General features: G+C 68.5%; 1 protein-coding gene. It reads right to left on the bottom strand.

Going from position 1 to position 251, the window contains the following annotated elements:
* Window positions 1-251: hypothetical protein (locus XnspCFBP7698_RS21235; RefSeq protein WP_199680274.1), on the bottom strand; the 251-nt coding region annotated here is incomplete at both ends.

Below are 251 nucleotides of genomic sequence, written 5' to 3'. Positions count from 1 at the left end.
ACGTTGACGATGCGGCGCGTGGCCGGACCGCCGCGCCCATTGCCGCTACCCACCGACACCGTGTTGGCGTCGTAGGTGCGCGAGCCCGAGCCCAACGCTACCGAATCGGCACCGCTGGCGCCGGCGTTGGCACCCAATGCCACGGCATTGCTGCCGCTTTCACGCACGAAGGAGTTGTAGCCCAGCGCCACGCCGTTTTCGCCGATGGAACTGGTCTGACGGCCCATCGCGGTGCTGTTCACGCCGCTGGC

The sequence above is a fragment of the Xanthomonas sp. CFBP 7698 genome (assembly GCF_003600855.1).
Classification (GTDB): Bacteria; Pseudomonadota; Gammaproteobacteria; order Xanthomonadales; family Xanthomonadaceae; genus Xanthomonas; species Xanthomonas cannabis.
Note: the sequence above shows the minus strand (reverse complement) of the source record. Positions and strands in the feature narration are given on the sequence as shown.